This is a genomic window from Rhizobacter sp. P2_H2, from assembly GCF_056403375.1.
Genome location: NZ_JBFUFP010001252.1, coordinates 1 through 1,434 on the forward strand (window position 1 = coordinate 1; position 1,434 = coordinate 1,434).

The 1,434-nt window shown below is 63.0% G+C and carries 1 protein-coding gene; it reads left to right on the plus strand.

Translation table 11 applies throughout. From position 1 onward, the window contains the following. Positions 1–1,219, plus strand: a 1,219-nt coding sequence (icd, locus tag AC1D15_RS32070; protein WP_477829234.1) for an NADP-dependent isocitrate dehydrogenase, incomplete at its 5' end; no start/stop codon positions are given. Positions 1,220–1,434: the final 215 nt, after the last annotated feature.

Consider the following 1,434-nt stretch of genomic DNA (forward strand, 5'->3'; position numbering starts at 1 on the left):
GAAGATCACCGTCAACGCCGACTTCTCGCTCAAGGTCCCCGACCAGCCCATCATCCCGTACATCGAGGGTGACGGCACCGGCTACGACATCACCCCGGTGATGATCAAGGTGGTCGACGCCGCGGTGGCGAAGGCCTACAAGGGCACGAAGAAGATCCACTGGATGGAGATCTTCGCCGGCGAGAAATCGACCAAGGTCTACGGCCCCGATGTGTGGCTGCCCGAGGAAACCCTGCAGGTCCTGCGCGAGTACGTGGTGTCGATCAAGGGGCCGCTCACGACGCCGGTCGGCGGCGGCATCCGCTCGCTGAACGTCGCGCTGCGCCAGGAACTCGACCTGTACGTCTGCCTGCGTCCGATCCAGTACTTCAAGGGCGTGCCGTCGCCGGTGAAGGAGCCCGAGAAGACCAACATGGTGATCTTCCGCGAGAACTCGGAAGACATCTATGCCGGCATCGAGTTCGAGGCCGAGAGCGACAAGGCCAAGAAGCTGATCAAGTTCCTGCAGGACGAATTCGGTGTCAAGAAGATCCGCTTCCCGAACACCTCGGGCATCGGCATCAAGCCGGTGTCGCGCGAGGGCACCGAGCGCCTGGTGCGCAAGGCGATCCAGTACGCGATCGACAACGACAAGCCCAGCGTGACCATCGTGCACAAGGGCAACATCATGAAGTTCACCGAAGGCGGCTTCCGCGACTGGGCCTATGGCCTGGCGCAGAAGGAATTCGGCGCCGAACTGATCGACGGCGGCCCGTGGTGCAAGTTCAAGAACCCGAACACCGGCAAGGACATCACGATCAAGGATTCGATCGCTGACGCCTTCCTGCAGCAGATCCTGCTGCGCCCGGCCGAGTACTCGGTGATCGCGACGCTGAACCTGAACGGCGACTACGTCTCCGACGCGCTGGCGGCCCAGGTCGGCGGCATCGGCATCGCCCCGGGTGCGAACCTGAGCGACTCGGTCGCGATGTTCGAGGCCACGCACGGCACGGCACCGAAGTACGCCGGCAAGGACTACGTGAACCCGGGTTCCGAGATCCTGTCGGCCGAGATGATGCTGCGCCACATGGGCTGGACCGAAGCGGCCGACCTGATCATCAGCTCGATGGAAAAGTCGATCCTGTCGAAGAAGGTCACGTACGACTTCGCGCGCCTGATGGACGGCGCGACGCAGGTGTCGTGCTCGKGCTTCGGCCAGGTGATGATCGACCACATGTGATCCCACGCCGGCGGCTTCGAAGCCGCCGGGCGAATCACTGCAAACCCCTTGTTCCGGCCCGGAACAAGGGGTTTTTTCATGGGCGATCGGTGGCAAGAACGATCGGTGGCAAAAACGAAGTGGCCCGACGCCATCTCGTTCGGGAAGCCGATGAAAGCTTTCCGCACGAGACCCAGCGCCGGGCCGTGCCGGTAGTCTTCTAGGTGGCTGCACAC